The sequence below is a fragment of the Caulobacter segnis genome (genome assembly GCF_023935105.1).
Taxonomy (GTDB): domain Bacteria; phylum Pseudomonadota; class Alphaproteobacteria; order Caulobacterales; family Caulobacteraceae; genus Caulobacter; species Caulobacter segnis_B.
In genome coordinates, this window is sequence record NZ_CP096040.1 from 1131263 (window position 1) to 1148009 (window position 16747).

General features: G+C 69.7%; 17 protein-coding genes. 8 read left to right on the forward strand and 9 right to left on the reverse strand.

What is annotated here, in order from left to right; all coding sequences use genetic code 11:
• Positions 1-93: 93 nt before the first annotated feature.
• A complete protein-coding gene (locus MZV50_RS05570; protein ID WP_252633428.1) occupies positions 94-552 on the reverse strand; it encodes a carboxymuconolactone decarboxylase family protein in 459 nt (152 codons plus the stop codon).
• A gap of 94 nt (positions 553-646) precedes the next feature.
• Here MZV50_RS05570 and MZV50_RS05575 point away from each other — a divergent pair, with 94 nt between their 5' ends.
• Positions 647-1522 (forward strand): sigma-70 family RNA polymerase sigma factor, encoded by an 876-nt coding sequence (locus MZV50_RS05575; RefSeq protein ID WP_252633430.1) that lies wholly within the window; start codon positions 647-649, stop codon positions 1520-1522.
• Here MZV50_RS05575 and MZV50_RS05580 read toward each other — a convergent pair.
• The gene (locus MZV50_RS05580) at positions 1519-1827 is read right to left on the reverse strand and encodes a polyhydroxyalkanoic acid system family protein (protein ID WP_252633431.1); all 309 of its coding nucleotides are present in this window, start codon (positions 1825-1827) and stop codon (positions 1519-1521) included. The two genes, MZV50_RS05575 and MZV50_RS05580, sit on opposite strands and share 4 nt — an antisense overlap.
• A 116-nt stretch (positions 1828-1943) precedes the next feature.
• Between MZV50_RS05580 and didA the strand changes: the two genes are divergently transcribed.
• Both didA and MZV50_RS05590 read left to right on the forward strand, forming a co-directional pair.
• Positions 1944-2165 (forward strand): DNA damage-induced SOS-independent cell division inhibitor A, encoded by a 222-nt coding sequence (didA, locus tag MZV50_RS05585; protein WP_252633432.1) that lies wholly within the window; start codon positions 1944-1946, stop codon positions 2163-2165.
• A 44-nt stretch (positions 2166-2209) separates the two neighbouring features.
• The gene (locus MZV50_RS05590; protein ID WP_252635187.1) at positions 2210-3211 is read left to right on the forward strand and encodes a dipeptide epimerase; all 1002 of its coding nucleotides are present in this window, start codon (positions 2210-2212) and stop codon (positions 3209-3211) included.
• Positions 3212-3332: 121 nt separating this feature from the next.
• Here MZV50_RS05590 and MZV50_RS05595 read toward each other — a convergent pair whose 3' ends face one another.
• On the reverse strand, positions 3333-4286 hold the full coding sequence (locus MZV50_RS05595; protein WP_252635188.1) for a winged helix-turn-helix transcriptional regulator: 954 nt from the start codon (positions 4284-4286) through the stop codon (positions 3333-3335).
• Between the two features lie 122 nt (positions 4287-4408).
• On the opposite strand from MZV50_RS05595, the gene MZV50_RS05600 reads away from it, so the two are divergent.
• Both MZV50_RS05600 and MZV50_RS05605 read left to right on the forward strand, forming a co-directional pair.
• Positions 4409-5632 (forward strand): acetyl-CoA acetyltransferase, encoded by a 1224-nt coding sequence (locus MZV50_RS05600; RefSeq protein ID WP_252633433.1) that lies wholly within the window; start codon positions 4409-4411, stop codon positions 5630-5632.
• A gap of 91 nt (positions 5633-5723) precedes the next feature.
• Positions 5724-6530 carry a DUF1295 domain-containing protein gene (locus MZV50_RS05605; protein WP_252633434.1) on the forward strand — a complete coding sequence of 269 codons (807 nt, stop codon included), beginning with the start codon at positions 5724-5726 and terminating at the stop codon, positions 6528-6530.
• Positions 6531-6616: 86 nt separating this feature from the next.
• On the opposite strand, the gene MZV50_RS05610 is transcribed toward MZV50_RS05605, so the two are convergent.
• The 6 genes from MZV50_RS05610 to MZV50_RS05640 all read right to left on the reverse strand — a co-directional run bounded on the left by MZV50_RS05610 (position 6617) and on the right by MZV50_RS05640 (position 13743).
• Complete coding sequence (locus tag MZV50_RS05610) at positions 6617-7372, reverse strand: DUF72 domain-containing protein (RefSeq protein ID WP_252633435.1); 756 nt, start codon at positions 7370-7372, stop codon at positions 6617-6619.
• A 74-nt stretch (positions 7373-7446) separates the two neighbouring features.
• Entirely contained in the window at positions 7447-7812 is a 366-nt protein-coding gene (locus tag MZV50_RS05615; protein ID WP_252633436.1) for a VOC family protein, read from the reverse strand.
• Positions 7813-7979: 167 nt separating this feature from the next.
• A complete protein-coding gene (locus MZV50_RS05620; protein ID WP_252633437.1) occupies positions 7980-9383 on the reverse strand; it encodes an L-serine ammonia-lyase in 1404 nt (467 codons plus the stop codon).
• A gap of 191 nt (positions 9384-9574) precedes the next feature.
• Entirely contained in the window at positions 9575-11230 is a 1656-nt protein-coding gene (locus MZV50_RS05625) for a M28 family metallopeptidase (RefSeq protein ID WP_252633439.1), read from the reverse strand.
• Positions 11231-11415: 185 nt separating this feature from the next.
• Complete coding sequence (locus tag MZV50_RS05630) at positions 11416-12606, reverse strand: alanine racemase (RefSeq protein WP_252633440.1); 1191 nt, start codon at positions 12604-12606, stop codon at positions 11416-11418.
• A gap of 159 nt (positions 12607-12765) precedes the next feature.
• Entirely contained in the window at positions 12766-13743 is a 978-nt protein-coding gene (locus MZV50_RS05640) for a threonine ammonia-lyase (protein ID WP_252633441.1), read from the reverse strand.
• A 100-nt stretch (positions 13744-13843) separates the two neighbouring features.
• Between MZV50_RS05640 and MZV50_RS05645 the strand changes: the two genes are divergently transcribed.
• The 3 genes from MZV50_RS05645 (at position 13844) to MZV50_RS05655 (ending at position 16689) form a co-directional block, all read left to right on the forward strand.
• Complete coding sequence (locus MZV50_RS05645) at positions 13844-14467, forward strand: acyloxyacyl hydrolase (protein ID WP_252633442.1); 624 nt, start codon at positions 13844-13846, stop codon at positions 14465-14467.
• Positions 14468-14581: 114 nt separating this feature from the next.
• Positions 14582-15868 (forward strand): adenylosuccinate synthase, encoded by a 1287-nt coding sequence (locus MZV50_RS05650; RefSeq protein ID WP_252633443.1) that lies wholly within the window; start codon positions 14582-14584, stop codon positions 15866-15868.
• 20 nt (positions 15869-15888) lie between these two features.
• Positions 15889-16689, forward strand: a complete 801-nt coding sequence (locus MZV50_RS05655) for a polysaccharide deacetylase family protein (RefSeq protein ID WP_252633444.1) — start codon at positions 15889-15891, stop codon at positions 16687-16689.
• Positions 16690-16747 lie beyond the last annotated feature (58 nt).

Below are 16747 nucleotides of genomic sequence, written 5' to 3' on the forward strand. Positions count from 1 at the left end.
TGGGCTGACGGGAAGGGCGCGGAGCTCATAGAACCCGCTCCAGCGCTCTTCCAGCTGGGCCCCGGCTTTCGCCGGGGGAGGTGGGGAGGGGGTTCACACCCCCAGGCTTCCCGCCACCTGCCGCGTCGCCGCGTTCAGGCGGTTCCAGATGTTGATCGCGCCGATGCTGATCAGCAGGCCCGCCAGGGCCTTTTCGTCATAGTGGCGGGCGGCCTCGTTCCAGACCTCGTCCGGCACCGGGTCGGCCCTGTCGGCGACCCGGGTCACGGCCTCGGCCAGGGCCAGGGCGGCGCGCTCGGCGTCGGTGAAGTAGGGGGTGTCGCGCCAGCCGGCGACGGTGGCCAGGCGCTCGGCGCTCTCGCCGGCCTTGGCGGCGGCGCGGGCGTGCATCTCCAGGCAGACGCCGCAGCCGTTGATCTGGCTGACGCGCAGGTGCAGCAGTTCGTGCAGGGTCTCGGGCACGCCCTCGACATGGGCGGACTTGGACAGGGCCATCAGCGCCTTCATGGCGTCGGGCAGCAGGAAGGCGGGTTGTTTCATGCGGGCGTGCATCGCGGGCTCCTTGCGATTTGCTGACGCCGCCGGTCACATCCGGCGATTTCGTCTCGTCGAAGAGGTGACGAAGCCCGACGGAGCGATGTGACCGATGCCCCCCGAAAAAAGTTCAGAGCAGAATTTCCTCGCCGACAGGTTCGAAGCCGACCGGACCCGTCTGCGCGGCGTGGCCTATCGCATGCTGGGCTCGCTGCCCGAGGCGGAGGACGCGGTGCAGGAGGCCTGGCTGCGCTTGGCGCGGGCCGACACCAGCGGCGTCGACAACCTGTCGGCCTGGCTGACCACCGTGACCTCGCGCGTGTGCCTGGACATGCTGCGGTCCCGGAAGTCGCGCCGCGAGGACGCGCTCCTTGAAGGCGGACCCGAGCCGTCGGTCAGCGGCGAGGAGGCGATCGAGCGCGAGACCATCCTGGCCGATTCCGTCGGCCTGGCCCTGCTGGTCGTGCTGCAGGCCCTTCAGCCCGCCGAGCGCATCGCCTTCGTGCTGCACGATCTGTTCGACATGCCGTTCGAGCAGATCGCCCCGATCGTCGAGCGCACGCCCGACGCCGCCCGCCAGCTGGCCAGCCGGGCTCGGCGTCGGGTGCGCGGCGGCCCCGCGCCGCTGGATGCGGCCCAGACCGCCCAGAAGAGCGTGGTCGACGCCTTCCTGCTGGCGTCGCGCACCGGCGATCTTGCGGGGCTGATGGCGGTGCTGTCGCCGGACGTCGTGGTCCGGTCCGACCTGCTGGGCGGCGGCGGTCAGGTTCGCGAACTGCGCGGCGCCGAGAAGGTCGCCAACTTCTACAACGGCCTGGCCCAGACGGCGCGCACGGCGCTGGTCGACGGCGCGATCGGGGCGGTCGTGGCCCCGCTGGGCCAACTGACCCGCGTGCTCGACATTCGCGTGGAGAACGGCCTGATCGTCGAGATCTTCGTCGCCGGCGATGTCGAACGCCTGGCTGGCGTCGAAGTGTCGATGGTCTAGCGCAGCAGCAGCTGTCCGCGACGGTTCAGCTCGTCCTTGATCTTGCCGGCGGCCATGCCCAGCAGGCCGGGCAGGGAGATGTCCAGGCGGGCGTGATCCTCCAGCACCTGGACGACGCCGGTGATGGTCGAGCCCATGGCCACGGCCGAGAAGTTCAGCACGTCGCCGGCCCAGCTCTGGGTGAAGCGGCTGGCGTCGCCGCCGGGGATCTGGCCGGCCAGCTGCGACAGGCCCTCCTCCAGGCGGCGCTTGGCCTCGGCCGCGCCCAGCTGGTGGGGGATGTTGATGCTGACGGTCTTGGCCATGGGATCCTCGAGAAAGACGCCCCGGCGAAACGCGGCCGACGCGGTCCGGGTTCTATACGTCCGTTTCTGGCGTATGCGAAGGCCAAGGTCGTCTCCATCAGATGAGGGACCCCGACATGACCGACTTCGCCATGACCCCGCCGTTCACCGCGCCGCGCCGTTCCGCCAAGTCGCGCTTCGTGCGTCCGGGCCGCCCCGGCGGCCTGTGGGGCGCGGCGCACTATGCCGGCGTGCTGCTGGTCTGGGCCGTGCTGTTCGTCGTCGACCGTCCGCTGGCCCTTAAGGTGATGGCCGAGCGCCGTGCCGACTCGCCGATCCCGCGCCACTGGGGGTGGTGATCCGGGGCTGGCGGGACTTCGCGAAACGCGGCATGCCTGCGGACATGTCGATCGTCGCCTCCGCCCGCCCGGTCTCGCACCTGCTGAAGGCCCCGTTCCGCATCTCGCGCGGGGTCAAGACCGCCGCCGAGGTGATCGAGGTAAGCGCGCGGGCCGGCGGCCATGTCGGGCGTGGCGAGAGCGTGCCCTACGGCCGCTATGGCGAGACGGTCGACAGCGTCCTGGCCCAACTGGCGCCGGCCCTGGCGTCGGACGACGTCGAGGCCGCCTGCGCCGGCCTGCCGCCCGGCGCCGCGCGCAACGCCCTGGACCTGGCGCTGTGGGACCTGCGCGCCAAGCGCACCGGCGTCGGCGTCGCCCAGGCGACCAGCCTGCCGGTTCCGAGCGGACTGGTCACCGCCGTCACCGTCAGCCTGGATACGGTCGAAGCCATGGGTGCGGCCGCTCGCGCCGTGGCCGACGCGCCGCTGATCAAGATCAAGCTGTCGGCCGAGGACCCGGCCGCACGCCTGCGCGCCGTGGCCGCCGCCGCGCCCAATTCGCGCTTCATCGTCGACCCCAACGAGGGCTGGACCTTCGCCATCCTGCGCGACTTGAAGCCCCTGCTGGCCGACTTGCCGATTGCCCTGGTCGAGCAACCGCTGCCGGCCGACGCCGACCACGACCTGGACGGCTGGGATCCGCCGTTCACGGTATGCGCCGACGAGAGCGTCCATGTCGGCGGCGACCTCGCCGCCCTGCGGGGCCGCTATCGGGCGGTGAACCTCAAGCTTGACAAGACCGGCGGCCTGACCGAGGCGGTGGCCATGCTGAAAGCGGCGCGTCGCCTGGGCTTCCAGGTGATGACCGGCTGCATGGTCGCCTCGTCCCTGGGCGTCGCGCCGGCGCTGCACCTGGGCGGGGCCAGCGACTTCGCCGACCTGGACGGGCCGTGGTGGCTGGCGATGGATCATCCCGGCGGCCTTAGGGTCGCGCGCGGCCGGATCACGCCGCCGAAGCCGGGGTTCTGGGGGGATGCGGTCGAAGCCGAGGGGCTTTGGTTGTAGCCCCCAAATCCTCTCCCTAATGGGGGAGGTGGCGCGAAGCGCCGGAGGGGGAACTTGTCCTGGCCCGACCTCTTCCCCCTCCGTCGGCTGCGCCGATACCTCCCCCACTAGGGGGAGGATTTCAGCTGGTCGCCCCGATCGCCGTATTCCCCACGTCCACCGCTCCGTCGCAGGCGCCGCAGCGCACCACAGGCTCCAGACGCGCGCCGCAGTGGTGCGTCAGGATTTCCGGACTTCCCTCGCTTCCCGCCAGCCATCGGTTCCCCCACGCCATCAGCGCCGCGATCAGCGGGAACAGGTCGCGGCCTTCGCGGGTCAGGCGGTACTCCCAGCGTTCCGGCCGGTCCTGATACCTCACCCGCTCCAGCACGCCGCGCGCGACCAGGCGGCCCAGGCGGTCGGTCTGGATGTTGCTGGCGACCTTCAGCTCGGCCTGGAAGTCCTTGAAGCGGCGCAGGCCGTAGAAGGCCGCGGCGATCAGGTGGGCGGTCCAGCGGTCGCCCAGCACCTCGATCCCGCGCTCCAACATCGGATGCAGGGCCGGGCCGCCGACGTCGTCATGGCTGGCGCGGCGCGAGTGGCGGGCTGGCGGGGCCGGCTCCAGCCCCGCGCCCGGGCCGGTTGACAGGGTGACGTCGCGCACCTTCACCGCCTCGCCGCAGGCCTTGCAGACCAGCACCGGCCTCAGCGGCTGGCCGCACGGCTCATGGACGATGCGGTGCGACGGACAGTCGGGATCGAAACGCCAATGCATCTCCCAGCCCAGCAGCATCAGCGCCGAGTCGTAGAGGTCGCGGCCCATGGCCGTCAGCCGGTACTCGTGACGCGGCGGGCGATCCTGGTACGGGCGCCGCTCTAGGATCCCGGCCGCCTCCAGGCGCTTGAGCCGATCGGTCAGCAGCGAGCGGGCGATACCGGTCAGGTCGACGAAGCCGTCGAACCGCTTGATCCCCATGAAGGCGGCGTAGAGCACCAGCAGCGTCCAGCGGTCGCCGATCAGGTTCAGCGCGCGGGCGGCTGAACTGCGTCTGACCAGGGACGGGGCCTTAGGCGCTTCGGCCTTCTGCGGGACCATGGCGGCTTGGTGGGCCGCTTCGGCTTGGCGAGTCAATGTTCGGCGAGGTCGTGGACATGGCGACAGTCGCTTGTATAATCGGACTCACTAAGAAAGCGTCCATCTGGGGAGGAGGCGCGTCCATGGTCTACGTGCTGGGCGGCTGGCAGAGCGATTTCGCCGCCAACTGGAGCCGCGAGGGCCGCGACCTGGCCGACGCCTTCGCCGAGGCCGTGGGGGAGGGGCTGGCGGCGGCCGGTCTCGACGTGGGGGACGTCGAGACCGGCCATGTCGGCAACTTCGCCGCCGAGCTGTTCGCCGGCCAGGGTCTGCTGGGCGGCATGTTCGGCCTGGTTCATCCGACTTTTGACGGCCTGCCGACCGCCCGGCACGAGGCGGCTTGCGCCTCGGGCAGCGTGGCGATCCTGGCCGCGACGGCCGAGATCGAGGCCGGCCGCTACGATCTGGCCTGCGTGGTCGGCATCGAGCAGATGCGCAACGTTCCCGGCCAGACGGCGGCCCAGAACCTGGGCAGCGCCGCCTGGGCCGGCCACGAGTTCCAGGACGCCCGCTTCCTCTGGCCGCGCGCCTTTTCAGACCTCGCCGACGAGTACGACCGCCGCTATGGCCTCAAGTACGAGCACCTGATGGGCATCGCCGAGGTCAATTTCGCCAACGGCAAGCGCAATCCCAATGCCCAGACGCGCAGCTGGAACTTCGGCTCAGACGCCTTCACCGCCGACGACGTCGCCAATCCGGTGGTCGAGGGCCGCACGCGCAAGCAGGACTGCGGCCAGGTCACCGATGGGACCGCCGTGGTGTTCCTGGCCTCGGAGCGGCGGGCGCGCGCCTATGCCGACAAGCGCGGGATCGCCCTGGACAGCATTCCGCGCATCAAGGGCTGGGGCCATCGCTCGGCGCCGATCAGCTACGCCCGCAAGGTCGAGGCCAGTCGGGATAGCGAGTACGTCTTCCCGCAGGTGCGCCGCGCCATCCTGGACGCCCGGAGCCGGGCGGGGATCGCGCCGGACGTGTCGGGGATCGACGCGGTCGAGACCCACGACTGCTTCACCGCCACCGAATACATGGCCATCGACCACCTGGGCCTGACCGCGCCGGGCGAGAGCTGGAAGGCGATCGAGGCGGGCGATATCGCCATGGGAGGCAAGCTGCCGATCAACCCCTCGGGCGGGCTGATTGGCACGGGGCATCCGGTCGGGGCCACGGGCGTGCGGATGCTGCTGGACGCCTGGAAACAGACCTCGGACCAGGCCGGCGACTACCAGGTCGAGGGAGCCAGGACCGTGCAGACCCTGAACATCGGCGGCTCGACCACGACGACGGTGAGCTTCGTGGTCGGGACTTGAGGGGCGGCTCACGCTCCTCCCCTCTGGGGGAGGAGAGATCCGCCATCGATCCTCGTCCGTATCTCCCGTGGCCCCGCTGCAAGGTTCGTTCATGCCGCCCATCCTCGCCGTCCTCGCCATCAACGCCGCCGTCGCGGTCGTCGCCTTCCTGGCGCTGTGGGTCGTCAGTCTACGGATCAAGGACGTCAGCTTCATCGACGCCTGGTGGGGGCCCAGCATGGCGCTGCTGGCCTGGAGCACCCTGGCGCAGGCTCATCTGAGCCCGGGCGGGGTGACGCCGCATGGCCTGTTGTTGACCGGTCTCTGCACCCTGTGGGCGGCGCGGCTGGGCGGCTATCTGTTCTGGCGTTGGCGCCGGCACGGGGCCGACCGGCGCTATGTCTCGATGATCGCCCACGCCGAGAAGACCCGCGGCTGGAGCTTCGCCAAGACGGCGTTGATCTTCGTGTTCGGCCTGCAGATGGTCCTGGGTTTCGTCGTCGCCCTGCCGGCGCAGCTGGGCCAGCAGGCCGGACCGCTGGGACCGCTGGCCTGGGGCGGTGCGGCGCTGGCCATCGTCGGCATCGCGTTCGAGACCATCGGCGACGCCCAGCTGACCGCCTTCAAGGCCGATCCCGCCAATGCCGGCAAGGTCATGGACCAGGGCCTGTGGCGCTACACCCGCCACCCGAACTATTTCGGCGACGCCTGCGTCTGGTGGGGCCTGTACCTGATCGCCGCCGAGACCGGCCTGGGCGCCTGGAGCCTGCCGGGACCGGTGCTGATCACCTTCCTGCTGACCAAGTGGAGCGGCGTGCCGACGACCGAGGGGCGGATGCGGAAGTCAAAGCCGGGTTATGCCGAGTACGTGGCGCGGACCAGCGGCTTCGTGCCGTGGTTTCCGAAGAAGGCGGCTTAGCGCCCCCTCCGGCCCTCCGGGCCACCTCCCCCGTGAAACGGGGGAGGTGGATCGCTGCGGATACGCGGCGAGACGGAGGGGGCGCTCTACGCCCCCAGCTTCTCGATCAGCGCTATCGCCGCCGCCGGATTGCGCACCTTGGCCCCGGCGATGAAATAGGCGAACACGTCGCCGCGACCCGCCCAGTCGCGGGCCTGCTTGACGATCCCGTCCAGCTCGTCAGAGCTCATGCCCGTCGGCTCGTCGGCCTTGCTGGACATCAGCCGGGCGTAGGTGAAGTCGGCGGTGGGCTGGTCGATGCAGGGCCAGGTCGGCTCCTCGTCGTCGACGGCGTAGACGATGGCCGCGCCGTACTTGGCGGCCAGGTCGTAGAACTCCTGGCAGGCGAAGGTCGGGTTACGGACCTCCAGCGCGTGGCGCAGGCGCACACCGCCGCGCTCCTTTGGCAGCAATTTCAGGAATCCCTCGAAATCAGCCGGATCGAACTTCTTCGTGCCCATGAACTGCCAGTTGATGGGACCCAGCTTGGGGCCCAGTTCTTCGAGCCCCTGGGACAGGAATTTCTCGAGCGAGTCGTTGTTCTCCGACAGCACCTTGCGGTTGGTGCAGTAGCGGCTGGCCTTGACCGCGAACACGAAGTCGTCGGGCGTCTCGTCGCGCCACTTCTGCCAGCTGTTGGGCTTGAAGGTCGAATAGTAGGTGCCGTTGATCTCGATGCTGGTGACCTTGGACGACGCGTATTTCAGCTCGTCCTTCTGCTTGAGATCGTCGGGGTAGAAGGTCCCGCGCCAGGGTTCGAACGTCCAGCCGCCGATGCCCGTCCGGATCACGCCCTTGGCCATGTTTGTTCCCTTCCTGTTCACGGCGGAACTTAGGCGAGCGCGGACGCGGCGTCGAGGGGATTCGACGCCGCTTTTCAGCCGGCGATCGGCTGGCCGAAGGTGATCCAGAAGCGGTTCAGATCGCGGATGATGAACTCGCGCATGCCGTACTCGGTGTCGTGCGGCGGCTGGAACACGTCGACCCGGTCCTTGAGGTCCTCGAACAGGGCGTCCAGGCCCTCGTCGACCCCGACATACAGGTCGACCTCGCGCCGGTGGGCCAGGGACGGCAGGCCGCCTGTGCCGAACATCACCGCCCCGTCGCCCATCGTCAGCCGCGCCCAGCTCCAGACGCCGTCCACATTGTTGAAGCCGGTCAGCACGAAGCCGAGGTCGCGGTACCAGTCGGCGGCCGCGCGGACGTCGGGGACGTGGACCATCGGGGTGATCGAGCCGGGCATGGGTGTCCTCCGGAGGGGGAGCGTAACGCGCTTGACGGGAGTCGCGCCAGCGCCACCCCCACCTGACCTGCTACGCAGGTCGTCCGCCCCCAAAGGCGGGCGGAAGGCGCGCGATCCTTCTTCCCCCTATGGGGGAGGAGGGCCGAAGGCCCGGAGGGGGCAAGTCCTCAGCACTCCACCCGGTTCACCGACAGCCCCACGGCCAGGCCGCCCATCGAGGTTTCCTTGTAGATCTCGTTCATGTCCTCGCCCGTGCGCTTCATGGTGGCGATGACCTTGTCGAGGCTGACCGAATGCTGGCCGTCGCCCAGCAAAGCCAGGCGGGCGGCGTCGATGGCCTTGATGGCGCCCATGGCGTTGCGCTCGATGCAGGGGATCTGGACCAGGCCGCCGATCGGGTCGCAGGTCAGGCCCAGATTGTGCTCCATGCCGATCTCGGCGGCGTTCTCGATCTGGGCGTTGGTCCCGCCCAGCGCCGCCGCCAGCCCGGCGGCGGCCATCGAGCAGGCGACCCCGACCTCGCCCTGGCAGCCGACCTCGGCGCCGCTGATCGAGGCGTTGCGCTTGTAGAGCGCGCCGATCGCGGCCGCCGTCAGCAGGAAGGTCCTGATCTGCTCGGGCGTACCCTTGTAGAACCGGACGAAGAACCGCAGCACGGCCGGGATCAGCCCCGCCGCGCCGTTGGTCGGGGCGGTGACGACGCGGCCGCCGGCGGCGTTCTCCTCGTTGACCGCCATGGCCCACAGGTTGACGAAGTCCATGGCCGCCAGCGGGTCGCTCATCTGGCGCTCCATCCGGCCCTGGATGGTCTGGTGGATCTGGCGGGCGCGGCGCTTGACCGTCAGGCCGCCGGGCAGGACACCGTCCTGGCGCATGCCGCGATCGATGCAGGCCTCCATCGCCGCGAAGATGCGGTCGAGGCCGGCGTTCATCGCGCCCTCGTCCATGCGGGCCAGCTCGTTGGCGGCCATGACCCCGGCGATGCTGAGGCCCGCCTGCTCGGCGCGGTCCAGCAGGTCGGCGCTGCTCTCGAACGGGAAGGGGATGGCCGGGCCGTCCTCGGGCGGCGCGTTGCGGCCCATCTCGCTTTCCTCGCGCACGAAGCCGCCGCCGACCGAGAAATAGGTGCGCTCGGCCAGCACTTCACCTGCTGCGTCGAAGGCGGTGAAGGTCAGCCCGTTGGGGTGTTGCGGCAGGCGCTCGTGGCCCAGCCAGACGATGTCGCGGGCCTCGTCGAAGCCGATGGGGTGGTCGCCGCCCCCCATCTGACCGCCAAGCGATAGCGACTGGGTGGCCTGGACCTCCAGCAAGGCCGCCTCGCCGGCGTCGGGATCGAGCGTGGCGGGCACGAAGCCCATCAGCCCCAGGATCACCGCGCGATCGGTGGCGTGCCCGCGGCCGGTCAGGGCCAGTGAGGCGTAGAGGCGGATCTCGACCCGGGCCACGGCGGCCAGCTTGTCGGCGTCGCGCAGCCGCTGGAGGAACAGCCCGGCGGCCGTCATCGGCCCCATGGTGTGGCTGCTCGACGGGCCGACGCCGAGTTTGAACAGGTCGAAGACGGAGGCGGTCATGGGGAACTCTGGATCGTCACTTACTGCCCCCAAATCCGATCTCCCCGGCGAAAGCCGGGGCCCAGATCGAACTCAGGAGCGCTTGCCGAACGGTCGAGGCTGTTGGCGAACCCGCCCCAACCGCTCAGGCTGAATCTGGGCCCCGGCTTTCGCCGGTGAAACGGGGGAGGGGCCCCCTCCCCGAAGATGCGTTACTTCCGCTGCGCCGCCGTCTGGTCGCGCAGGGCCTTGAACTCCGAGCCCTTCTGCCATTGCGGCCAGACGCGCGAGTTGGCGAGGTCGGCGCCGATCTCATAGACGAGACCCAGGTCCATCGCCTGGCCCGACAGGTCCCAGCTCGCCGACCATTCGTCCGCTGGCTGGTGGTAGCGGTTGTCGGTATAGTCGGCCTCGGCCTTCTCGCCGGCTTCCTTGCCGCCGTTGACCAGGTCGTTGCCCGAGCCGATCGAGATGGCCGGCACGCCGCGCTTGGCGAACGGGAAGTGGTCCGAGCGGTAGAAGTGGCCGGCCTGCGGCGTCGGGTCGGGCGTGAAGTAGCGGCCGTGGGCCTTGGCCTTGGCGGCCAGCATGTCCTGAAGGTCGACCTTGCCGTCGCCCGAGGTGGTCACGTCCTTGGCCGGACCGGCCGCCGACAGGGCGTCGATGTTGATGTCGCCGACCGTGGTCGCCAGCGGGAACAGCGGGTTGGCGCCATAGTATTCCGAACCCAGCAGGCCCTTCTCCTCGGCGGTCACGGCCAGGAACAGGATCGAGCGTTGCGGGGCGGGTCGGCTCTTGAAGGCGCGGGCCAGCTCCAGCAGGGCGGCGATCCCGTCGGCGTTGTCGACGGCGCCGTTGTAGATCTTGTCGCCCTTGGCGTCCGGGGCGCCGACGCCCAGGTGGTCCCAGTGGCCGCTGTAGATGATCGTCTCGTTCGGATACTTGGCCCCGACGATGCGGCCGGCGACGTTCTTGGACGTGATGACCTCGTGCTTGACCTTGTAGTCGGCCGAGAAGGTCACGCCCTTCAGCTCCACCGCCTTGAAGTCGCGGCTCTGGGCTTCTTTCTTCAGGGCGTCGAAGTCGAGGCCCGCCTGCTTGAACAGGTCGACAGCGACGTCGCGCTGGATCCAGGCTTCCAGCTTGGGATGGCTCTTGGCCGGATCCTTGCGGACGATGTCGAACATCGTATTGGTGTTCGAGTTCTTGACCGTGTTCCAGCCGTACGAGGCGGGCGCCGTCTCGTGGACGATCAGCACGCCGGCCGCGCCCAGCCGGGCGGCCTCCTCGTACTTGTAGGTCCAGCGGCCGTAATAGGTCATGGCCTTGCCGCCGAAGTCACCGGATCCCGTCTCGAAGTCCGGGTCGTTGATCAGCACGACCAGGATCTTGCCCTTCACGTCCAGGCCCTTGAAGTCGTCCCAGTTCCGCTCCGGCGCCTTGACGCCATAGCCGGCGAAGACGATCGGGGCGTTCTTAATCGCGACGGCGTCGACATTGGTCATGGCCGCGCGGATGGCGATCTGGTCGCCCTGGGCCAGGGGGGTAGCCTTGCCGTCCTTGGCGAAGGACGCCGCGACCGGGCCGGCCATTTCGAAGCGGGCCAGCGGCACGTTCTGGGTCCAGGCGCGCTTGCCGTCCTTCTGGACCTGGCCGGCGGGCGAGAGGCCGATGGCCTTCATCTGGTCGACGATGTAGCCGACGGCTTTGGTCTCGCCGGCCGTGCCGGGCCCCCGGCCCTCGAACGCGTCGGACGACAGCACCTTGATGTGCGCCGACAGCTTGGCGGGGTCGATCTTGGGCGCGTCCGCCGCGTGCGACAGCATGGGCGCGGCGATCAGGACGGTGGCGAGCAGCAGGCGTTTCATCCGAGGCCCTCTTTGGGGGGAAATCTTGGCGCGGACCCTAGCGAGGGTTTCGAAAGCTCGCCAGCGCTACTTGCCCCCACCTGACCTGCTCCGCAGGTCGTCCGCCCCCAGGAGGGGGCGGAAGGTCCGTGGACACCCTTCTTCCCCCTGCGGAGGAGGAGCGCGAAGCGCGGAGGGGGCGAGTGTCAGACGCTGACCCTTCGCCCGTCCACCGCCCAGCGCTCCAGCTTATCGCCGTCCCAGACATGCAGGGCGTCGTAGAGGTTGATGGTCGGATCGCAGTGGCCCGGCTGCAGCCAGACGAGGTCGCCGACCCGGGGCGCGTCGAGGGGGACTTCCCGCGCCGGATCGGCGTCGGCGGCGGCCACGGCCTTGTCGAAGCCCAGCGGGTCGCGGCCGGCGGCCTTCAGCACGTCGATAAGGGCGGGGTGGGCGATCATGCCGTGCTCGTCGCCCATCGGCCGCCACAGGGAGCCGGGCGCGGCGCCGGCGACCACGCGGGCCGGTGGGCCGTCCATCGACACGGCCTTGAAGCCGGCGTCGACGGTGACGTGGCTCTTGTGGTTGGCCGAGACGACGCTGGCGGCGATGAACAGGGCCGGCTCGAACGCCCAGGCCTCGCCGTCCGGCGCGCCGCAGGCGTCGTACTCGACGTCCATCACCGCGTAGGAGCCGGCCTGCAGCTCGGTATAGACGCCCGAGGCCAGATCGAAGGCGTGGGTGCCGGTGCCGCCGCCGGTGACGACGCCAGGCGGCAGGCCGGCGGCGGTCAGCTCGGCGACCAGGTTCTTCAGCGTGGCGAAGGCGGCCTCGTCGGCGGCCTTGCGCAGGTCCAGGTCGTCCATGTGCTGCAGGTGGCCGAGATAGGCCTGGATCCCGGCGAAGCGCAGGCTGGGCGCGGCGTCGGCGGCGCGGGCCAGTTTCAGGGCGTCCTTCGGATAGGCCCCGGCGCGGTGGGTGCCCAGGTCGAGGTCGACGACCAGGTCCAGGGTGACGCCGGCCGCCACGGCCGCGTCGGAGAGGCGGTCGATCTGGCCCTCGTCGTCGGCGACGACGCCGATCGTGGCGACCTTGGCCAGCTTCGCCAGCCGCGCCGGCCCCCAGGGCGGGACGGGGGCGGTGACCAGCACGTCGCGGATCCCGCCGGCGACATAGGCCTCGGCTTCGCCGACCGTCTGGCAGCACAGCCCCACGGCCCCGCGCTCGACGATCAGCCGGCCCAGCGTCGAGCACTTGTGGGTCTTGCCATGAGCCCGCAGCCGCACCCCGGCGGCGTCGCACAGGACCTGCATGCGGGTGAGGTTGCGCTCGAGGGCGGCGCGGTCGACGACCAACAGCGGGGTCTGGGGGAGGGCGGTCGCGGGCGGCAGGTTCATTTGGCTTCCTCTTCGCCGCGACCGTAGCGCCCCCTCCGTCACGCGGCTACGCCGCGCGCCACCTCCCCCGTTTCACGGGTGAGGAGGAAAGGCTCCCATCCTCCCCCGTCTGCGGGGGAGGTGGATCGGCGCGGATACGCGACGAGACGGAGGGGGCGTCTAGATCTCGCCCTTCAGCACGCTCGCGAACAACCCCGGATCGACATTGCCGCCCGACAGCACGATCGCCGCCGTCTTGCCCTTCAAGTCCACCTTGCCCGTCAGCGCCGCCGTCAGGGCCACGCAGCCGCCGGGCTCGACCACCAGCTTCAGCGTCCCGAACGCATAGCGCATCGCCTCGGCGACCTCGGCGTCGGTCACCGCCACGACGCCGGACAGGTTCCGCTGATTGATCGGCCAGGTCAGTTCGCCGGGGATCGGGGTCAGGAGGGCGTCGCAGATCGAGCGGGCGTCCTTGTCGATGGTCTCGCGGCTTCCGCTCTCCAGCGAGCGGCGGGTCTCGTCGAAGCCGGCGGGCTCGGCGCCCCAGACCTCCGTGGACGGCGACAGCGCCTTCACCGCCGTCGAGGTTCCGGCGATCAGCCCGCCGCCGCCGACCGGCGACAGCACGCGGTCGAGTTCGACACCCAACGCGCGGGCCTGGGCGACGATTTCCAGGCCCAGCGTGCCCTGGCCGGCGATGATGTGCGGATCGTCATAGGACGGCACGACCGTGCAGCCGCGTTCGGCGGCGATCTGGTCGGCGATGGCGATGCGGTCCTCGGTGAAACGGTCGTAGAATCGGATCTCGGCGCCGAAGCCCTTCGTGCCCTCGACCTTCACGGCCGGCGAGTCCGACGGCATGACGATCAGGGCCGGGATTTCCAGCAACTGGGCCGCCAGCGCCACCCCCTGGGCGTGGTTGCCGGACGAGAAGGCCACGACGCCGCGCGACTTCTCCGCGTCGGTCAGCTGGCTCAGGCGATTATAGGCGCCGCGGAACTTGAAGGCCCCGGCCCGCTGCAGGGTCTCGGGCTTGAGGAACACCCGTCCGCCTAGGCGTTCGTTCAGGGCGGGGCTCTCGATCAGCGGCGTCTCGACGGCCTGGCCCTTGAGGCGTTCGGCGGCGGCTTGGATGTCGGAAAGGGCGATACTCATGGGCCGAAGGTCTAGCTCGCGATAAGCCTCACCGAAACCCTTTGCGACCCGCATCGTTCGATCCATATAGGGCCAGGGCTCAGCTGTTCAGGACGACTCCATGAAGACCGCCAAGTTCGCCGTCGCGGCGTCCCTTCTGTTGGGGAGCGCCGCGTTAGGGGTCGCCGCGCCCGCGGTGGCCGGGGAAGCCTTCGTCGGCGTCTACAAGCACGACGTGACCTTCATCGGCAAAGCCGTCGGCCTGGGGGCCGCGGGCCGCGAGGATGGCTACGACGTCCATCTGGGCTATCGCACCGACAAGCTGGAAAATCTGCGCTGGCTGGGCAAGCCGCAGGTCCACACGATGGTGTCGATCAACAGCGAGAACAAATCCAACTTCGTGGCCGCCGGCTTCGATTGGAAGATCGATTTCGGCCAGCCGGGCGGCTTCTACCTGCGCCCCGGCATGGGCCTGGCCTATACGGACGGCAAGGCCAAGCTGCCGCCGGCCAACGCCCCGAACATCAGCGACGAGGAGCGGGCCCGCCGCACCTATCTCTACTATCACCGCATCGAATTCGGCTCGCACGTGCTGTTCGAGCCGGAGCTGGCCCTGGGCTACCAGGTCAGCGACAAGGTGTCGGTGGAACTCAGCTACACCCACCTGTCGAACGGCCAGATCTTCCACCAGGGCAAGAACCAGGGGCTTGACGACGCGGGGGTCCGGCTGGTTTACGCCTTCTGACTTCGCTCTTTCCTTTAAGAGCGCCGCCGCCCAAAACTGATTGAACGTCCGGGGTCGAGTCCTGTCGAAGGACCCCGCGACGTCACCCGGCAGGCGACAAGGCATATCTCTACCATGGCCAACGTGACCGTTGTCGGCGCCCAGTGGGGCGACGAGGGCAAGGGCAAGATCGTCGACTGGCTCAGCAACCGGGCCGACGTCGTCGTGCGCTTCCAGGGCGGGCACAACGCCGGCCATACGCTGGTGGTGGACGGCAAGGTCTACAAGCTGGCCCTGCTGCCCTCGGGCGTGGTGCAGGGCAAGCTCTCTGTCATCGGGAATGGCGTCGTCGTCGACCCGTGGCACCTGTTGGGCGAGATCGACAAGATCGCCGACCAGGGCGTCAACATCACGCCCGAGCTGCTGATCCTGGCCGACAACGCCTGCCTGATCCTGCCGCTGCACCGTGACCTGGACCAGGCGCGCGAGGCCGCCTCGACCCAGAAGATCGGCACCACCGGCCGCGGCATCGGTCCGGCCTACGAGGACAAGGTCGGCCGCCGCGCCATCCGCGTCGCCGACCTGGCCGATCCGGAAGCCCTGAAGCCCAAGATCGAGCGCCTGCTCAGCCACCACGGCGCCCTGCGTCGCGGCCTGAACCTGCCGGAGGCCTCGGCTCAGGAGCTTTTCGACGCCCTGATGGAACTGGCCCCGCGCATCCTGCCCTACGCCCAGCCGGCGTGGCGGGTGCTGGACCAGGCTCACAAGGCCGGCCGCAAGATCTTGTTCGAAGGCGCGCAAGGCTCGCTGCTGGACGTCGACCACGGCACCTATCCGTTCGTGACCTCGTCCAACACCGCCGCCGGCCAGGCCGCTGCCGGCTCGGGCATGGGCCCCTCGGCGACCGGCTTCGTGCTGGGCATCGTCAAGGCCTACACCACCCGCGTGGGCGAGGGCCCGTTCCCGGCCGAGCTGTTCGACGACGTGGGCAAGCACCTGTCGACGGTCGGCCGCGAGGTCGGGGTCAACACCGGCCGCGCCCGCCGCTGCGGCTGGTTCGACTCGGTGCTGGTGCGCCAGTCGGTGGCCATCAACGGCATCCACGGCGTGGCCCTGACCAAGCTGGACGTGCTGGACGGCCTCAAGACCCTGAAGATCTGCGTCGGCTACAAGATCGGCGACAAGGTCGTCGACTACCTGCCGGCCGGCCTGCGCGACCAGGCCGCCGCCACGCCGGTGTATGAAGAGATCGAGGGCTGGACGGAAAGCACCGCCGGCGCCCGCTCGTTCAAGGACCTCAACGCCAACGCGATCAAATACGTGCGCCGCGTCGAGGAACTGATCGGCGCCCCGGTGGCCCTGCTGTCGACCAGCCCTGAGCGGGACGACACCATCCTGATGCGCGACCCCTTCCAGGGCTAGCGAAGAACGGAGCTGGGGCCATGCGCGGGATCTTCATCGTTCTGATCGCGCTGGTCCTGGCCTCTCCCGCCGTGGCCGGATCGTTCGACTGGCCCGGCGGGCGCAAGGCGGCGATCGTCCTGACCTATGACGACGCCCTGACCTCGCACCTCGACGTCGCCGCGCCGCAGCTGGAGGCGGCGGGGCTGCGCGGGACGTTCTTCCTCAACGGGACCTTCCCGGCGGCGGACATCCCGCGCTGGCGGCGACTGGCCGAGCGCGGGCACGAGCTGGGCAACCACTCGATGTTCCACCCGTGCCCGCAAGCATCCTTCGCCATGGACCCGCAGTTCAATTCCGAGCGCTACACGGTTCCTGGCATGCTGCGCGAGATCGGGGCGATGAACACCCTGCTGACCGCGATCGACGGCCGGACCGAGCGGACCTATTCGGTCCCGTGCAGCGTCAGCCTGGCCGGCGGCGTCGACTATACCGACGCGTTGCGGGCGTCCGGGACGATCCGCTACGTCCGCACCGGCGTGCCCAGCGGCGGGGTGATCAGCGACCCGGCGATGCTGGACCCCTTCCGCGTCCCCAGCCGCTCGTTTCCCGAGACCGCCACGGCCGACGATCTGATCGCCTATGTGCAGGACGTGCGGCGTGCGGGCGGGCTGGGCGTCTTCATGTTTCACGGCGTGGGCGGCGACTACCTCACGGTCTCGTCCGAAGCCCATCAGGGCCTGTTGCGCTATCTGAAGGCGCACGCGGACGAGATCTGGGTCGCGCCTTTCCAGGACGTGATGCGGCGCGCCACCGCGAGCGGCGCGCCGCCGCGCCCCTGACCTTACCCGTTTCCGGTTTCGCGGATCGATCGCGCGCGATCCGGTTAGCGTTTGTTAG